9 protein-coding genes are annotated in these 5,208 nt (G+C 50.2%); all 9 read left to right on the top strand.

Going from position 1 to position 5,208, the window contains the following annotated elements; all coding sequences use genetic code 11:
• Nucleotides 1-514 (top strand): glutamate ligase domain-containing protein (locus QVO97_RS01655; protein WP_369678364.1); only part of this gene is annotated, 514 nt, incomplete at its 5' end.
• 55 nt (nt 515-569) lie between these two features.
• Nucleotides 570-725 (top strand): hypothetical protein, encoded by a 156-nt coding sequence (locus QVO97_RS01650; protein WP_022358683.1) that lies wholly within the window; start codon nt 570-572, stop codon nt 723-725.
• Between the two features lie 9 nt (nt 726-734).
• A complete protein-coding gene (locus QVO97_RS01645; protein WP_288188618.1) occupies nt 735-2,153 on the top strand; it encodes a tetratricopeptide repeat protein in 1,419 nt (472 codons plus the stop codon).
• Nucleotides 2,154-2,345: 192 nt separating this feature from the next.
• Complete coding sequence (locus QVO97_RS01640; RefSeq protein ID WP_022358681.1) at nt 2,346-2,693, top strand: anti-sigma factor antagonist; 348 nt, start codon at nt 2,346-2,348, stop codon at nt 2,691-2,693.
• 142 nt (nt 2,694-2,835) lie between these two features.
• The gene (spoIIAB, locus tag QVO97_RS01635; RefSeq protein ID WP_288188620.1) at nt 2,836-3,294 is read left to right on the top strand and encodes an anti-sigma F factor; all 459 of its coding nucleotides are present in this window, start codon (nt 2,836-2,838) and stop codon (nt 3,292-3,294) included.
• Entirely contained in the window at nt 3,287-4,009 is a 723-nt protein-coding gene (locus tag QVO97_RS01630; RefSeq protein WP_022358679.1) for a SigB/SigF/SigG family RNA polymerase sigma factor, read from the top strand. Before spoIIAB ends, QVO97_RS01630 begins: the two co-directional genes overlap by 8 nt.
• Nucleotides 4,010-4,130: 121 nt before the next feature.
• Complete coding sequence (locus QVO97_RS01625; RefSeq protein ID WP_022358678.1) at nt 4,131-4,343, top strand: hypothetical protein; 213 nt, start codon at nt 4,131-4,133, stop codon at nt 4,341-4,343.
• Entirely contained in the window at nt 4,340-4,996 is a 657-nt protein-coding gene (locus QVO97_RS01620) for a stage V sporulation protein AA (protein ID WP_022358677.1), read from the top strand. Before QVO97_RS01625 ends, QVO97_RS01620 begins: the two co-directional genes overlap by 4 nt.
• Nucleotides 4,986-5,208: stage V sporulation protein AB (locus QVO97_RS01615; protein ID WP_288188616.1), on the top strand; the 223-nt coding region annotated here is incomplete at its 3' end. The genes QVO97_RS01620 and QVO97_RS01615, both read left to right, overlap by 11 nt.

The raw sequence follows: 5,208 nt of genomic DNA, 5'->3' as shown, positions 1-5,208 counted from the left end.
TGCAGTGGACGGGGAGACAGCGGCAGCGGGCATCCGGAATGCGGTATGGCACGGACGCATGGAGGAGATCCAGGACGGAGTTTATCTGGATGGCGCTCACAATGAGGGCGGAATCCGTGCGTTTGCGGGCGCGGCGGCAGAGGTGGCAGCGCGCAGAAGAGAAGAGTCCGGGAAAGATGGTCGGATTTTTTTGCTGTTTGCAGCCGTTTCAGATAAAAATTATGAATCGATGCTGGAAACACTGATGCGGAAACTGAAGCCGGATCGATTGGTGCTGACTCATTTATATACATCGCGGGCACTTTCGATGGAGGCGATGGAAAAAGCAGCACATCGGGTGGCAGATGGCTGTGAGGTTCAAAGTATACCAGATGTAAAAACAGCTTATCAGACACTGGTTCAGGAAAAACGTCCGGAGGATACCTGCTTCTGTGTGGGTTCTCTGTATTTAATCGGAGAGCTGGAGAAAAAGATTTCCCGAACTGGATTTGACAGCACCGTCAGAATGGTGTAAGATTAGCGGGAATGTATATTCATGTAATAAAAGGAAGAAACTCTGGAGGAAAAACATGAGTGGCGAAGGAATGACAATCAATTTCGAGGAAGAAATCGAACATTTTAAACCGAGTCTGGAGGTCGAGGAGGTCGGCGAGGCGATCGTGAAGAGTGACCTGACAGATATGTCGGATATTATGATGGAACTTTTAAAACATATGAAGGAATAGGCGGACATGATGGATCGAACAAGAAAAATTCGCCTGATTTCCAACAGCTTTTACAATGCCGGGCTGGAACGGGCAAAGAGACGGGATTTAACAGGGGCGGTCGAGTATCTGAAAAAATGCCTGAACCTGAACAAGTATCATATTGATGCCAGAAATCTTCTCGGACTTATCTATTATGAGATGGGTGAGGTGTCGGAGGCGCTGGTGCAGTGGGTTATCAGCATGAACTTTAAGGAGCAGGATAACCGGGCTGATTATTATTTAGACCAGATTCAGCGTAAACAGGAACGTCTGGATCAGGCGAGCGCGACGATTCAGAAATATAATCAGGCGCTTCTGCAGGCGCAGACCGGAAGCGACGATCTGGCGACCTTACAGCTTACAAGAGTTGTAGAAGCTAATCCGAGATTTGTAAAAGCGCATCTTCTATTGGCTCTTTTGCATATTAGTCATGAGGATTATACGAAAGCGGGCAAATCCCTGTATAAGGTACTCAAGATTGATAAAAACAATCCCAAGGCGAACTGGTATATGGAGATTGTTAAGGAACATACCGGCAAGGCGGATATCGAGCGGAGAAAGCTGAAAAATGCATTTTCCCACCGCCAGATGCAGGATGATGATGTCATTATGCCGCCGACGTACAAGGAGAATACGGGACTGCAGTCGGTGCTCAATATCGGCGCTGGACTGCTTTTGGGCGCGGCAGTTATCTTTTTCCTGGTGATGCCAGCCAAGATTAAGCAGGCAAATAATGCACATACGCAGGAAATGCTCCAGTACAACGAGCAGCTCAATCAGAAAAATGAAGAGATTGACAGTTTAAATGAGAGCATTGAGACCTCGAAAAAGGACAAAGAAGAGGCGGAGAACAAGCTGGATACGATGCTCAACAGCAATGACAGCGTTCTGAACCAGTATGCGAAGCTCGTCAAAATGCTGCAGGCATACCGCAACAATAACCTGGCAGAGGCGGTTACCTATTATGAGGGCTTTGATCCGTCGTTATTTACGGACGAGACGGTCGTTTCCATTGCCAACGGGGTAAAGCAGGACATCGAGACAAACGGCTACCAGACGCTGGAGGATCTGGCATACACGATGTGGTCGGCAGGCCGTATGGCGGAAGCACTGGCAGATTACCAGACCTGTCTGGCGATCCGTCCGGCAAACCCGAAGGTTATCTTCAGCATGGGTATGATTTACCGGGCACAGGGCGAGACAGACAAGGCGGTCGAAATGTTTACGCAGATTGTGACCCAGTATGCGGATTCCGAGCAGGCGGACAAGGCAAGACAGCAGCTCGCCGAGCTTGCGCCGGATAACCAGCAGGCTGCAGTTCCAGGTCAGTCCATCATCAGTCAGGGAGAGACTGCGGCGGATGAAACGGCAGCAGGCAGCGGAGCGGAGACGCAAGCGGCGCAGTAAGTACAAATATAATACGGCAGATAATTAAGAAGAAAAGCACTGTAAAGATAAAAACTTTACGGTGCTTTTTTGTGTAATAGGAAATTCCTTGGAATTCCCTATTACACAAAAAGGCACTAACGTGCCAATGATGCGCACTCGCGCGAAGCAGAAACATGCCGCATAAAAAATCGAAAAAGGGGGAATCCTGATATGGAACGAAATATGTTTACATACGAAGCGATCGATTCGGCGCTGGTGATTCATCTGCCGAAGGAGGTAGATCACCATAACTGCCTGACACTCAAATATGAAACAGACCTGCTTCTGGCGGAAAATTATATTAACCGGATTATTTTTGATTTTTCGGGGACGGAATTTATGGATAGTTCCGGGATCGGTGTGATTCTCAACCGGTATAAGCAGATGGAGGGCAGCAGCGGCACGGTGGCGGTGTACGGGGCAGGCGAGCGGATGCGCCGGATTTTGCGGATCGGCGGCGTGTATCGTCTGGTGCAGTCGTACCGGACGAGAGAGGAGGCACTGGATGGGAGACATTAAAGGAGAGATGAATATGTATGCGGATGATATATCTGTATCAGAAACGGAAGTGAAAGGAAAACTTAAAAAAATAAAAAATTCAGAAGAATACAGAAAATTCGAACAGAATGAACAGAGACAAGCAGAGAAGAATGGCACGTGGATGCACCTGGAGATAAACAGCCATTCATCGAACGAGGAGTTTGCCCGTGTCACAGCGGCAGTCTTTATGAGTCGGATGAATCCGACGATGGAGGAGCTGGAGGATGTGAAAACGGCGGTCTCGGAGGCGGTGACAAATGCGGTGATTCATGGGTATAGCGATGAAATCGGAATTATTTACATAGAAGCGCGGATTGAGGGAGAAGAACTGATAATTTCGGTCCGGGATGAGGGAAAAGGAATCCTGGATGTGGAAAAGGCGATGGAGCCGATGTATACGACAGACACGACCGGCGAGCGCTCAGGGATGGGCTTTTCGTTTATGGAAGCGTTTATGGATGAGGTCGAGGTGGAGTCCAAGGTGGGCTGCGGAACGTGCGTGACGATGAAAAAGCGAATTGGAAGGGGATATATGAATAAAGAGCAGGAAGAAAAAGAAACGGCAGAGTCCTATGGATAAAACCATCGAGCAGATCAAACGGGCACACCAGGGCGATAAGACGGCGCGGGAGGCGCTGGTAAAGGACAATCTGGGACTTGTATGGAGCATCGTCCGCCGCTTTGCGGGGCGGGGGTGTGAGACGGAGGACTTATTTCAGATCGGAAGTATCGGGCTGTTGAAGGCGATTGATAAGTTTGACCTATCATATGAGGTGCGTTTTTCGACGTATGCGGTGCCGATGATTGCGGGGGAGATCAAACGTTTTCTCCGGGATGACGGGATCATCAAGGTCAGTCGTTCCCTCAAAGAGCAAAACCAGCGGCTCCGGGCAGCGCGGGAAGCGCTCTGCACGGCGCTTGGGCGGGAGCCGACGCTGGAAGAGCTGGCGGCGCAGATTGGAGTGAGCTGTGAGGAAGCTGCCGCATCGATGGCGGCGGACAGTCCGGTTGAATCGCTCTCTGCACCAGCCAGCGCCGGGGAAGAAACTGGTCTTCTGCTTCAGGACCGGATTGCTGGGGAGACAGCGGAGAATGAGGTTCTGCTTGACCGGATGCTTTTGGGAGATTTGCTGAAAATGCTCAATGGACGGCAGCGGGAGATCATTGTGCGGCACTATTTTTATGATCAGACACAGACTCAGATCGCGGCGCAGCTCGGCATTTCACAAGTACAGGTGTCGCGGATCGAGCGGAAAATATTAGGGCAGATGCGTGCAAAGCTGGAAGAAACATGAGAAAAAAAGACAGGCTTATAATTCAGAATATATGAATGTGCATACTCCATTGAAAGACAGCCATACTACTGGATACAGGAACTTTTGGAGTTTCCAGAATACACAGGAAGGATGGAAAAAAATGACGGGAAATGTGAAAGTGACAATGAAAAAAAAGATGGGAATCTGTATCTGGGTCGGATGCATGATTCTGATTGTGGCAGCGCTCTGTCTCTGTCTGATGGCAGTGGGGCGGGACAGCGTCTACATTGACGGAACCTTCGTACAGCATTCCGGGGACAGCGCGGAGGCATTTTTGAGACCGGAGGCACAGACGGAGAAGGCAGCATTATGACACAGACGGTCTATCTGAAACTCAGCCAGATCACGCAGGTACATGAGAAAAATGTACCGCTTGCAAGCCTGGGAGAAGTTTATTGCAGTGAAAAAAGCGTGGAAAGCCGCTGCCGTGCGATGATCGTGAAGAGGATCCGCGGCGGCGGGAAACAGCGCGAAAGCCGCGGGAAACAGCGCGAAAGCCGTCTGGTTGGAAACGTCATGGAGATTATCCAGCAGATTGAACGGGAAATTCCGGGGACATCGGTGCAGAATCTGGGGGAGACGGACTATGTCATTCATTATCAGCCGCCGCGCCGTCAGGCGCTTGTCTGGCAGTGGTGCAAGACGCTGTTCGTCTGCCTGATTTGCTTTTTCGGGGCGGCATTTGCGATCATGACATTCAACAACGATGCAAACGTGCTGGATGTATTCAGGAAAATATATGAGATCACGACGGGGCAGGCGTCGGACGGAACAACGGCGTTGGAGGTCGGTTATTCGATCGGGCTTCCGGTGGGGATTTTGCTGTTTTTTAACCATTTTACTTCGTGGAAATTCAGTCTCGATCCGACGCCGCTGGAGGTAGAAATGCGCCTGTATGAGGAAAATGTCAATAAAACGCTGATTCAGAACGAGGAGCGGAAGGAGGATGACATCGATGTTTCTTAAAGAAGCGCTGCTTTTGCTGGCGGGGCTGGCGGCGGGAAGCACGGTGGCAGCAGGAGTCTACGCCTTTCTGGTGGTCATCGGCGTTTATCCGCGCCTGATTGGAAAGACGGCGACGGCGTCGAAGGGGAAAATCTTCTTGTATGAGACGATTATCGCGCTGGGAGGATTGTTTGGAAATGTGGTGGATTTATTTACAGAGAAAGTGAAACAGC

This window comes from Clostridium sp. CAG:43 (assembly GCF_000434655.1).
Taxonomy (GTDB): domain Bacteria; phylum Bacillota; class Clostridia; order Lachnospirales; family Lachnospiraceae; genus Otoolea; species Otoolea fessa.
Note: the sequence above shows the minus strand (reverse complement) of the source record. Positions and strands in the feature narration are given on the sequence as shown.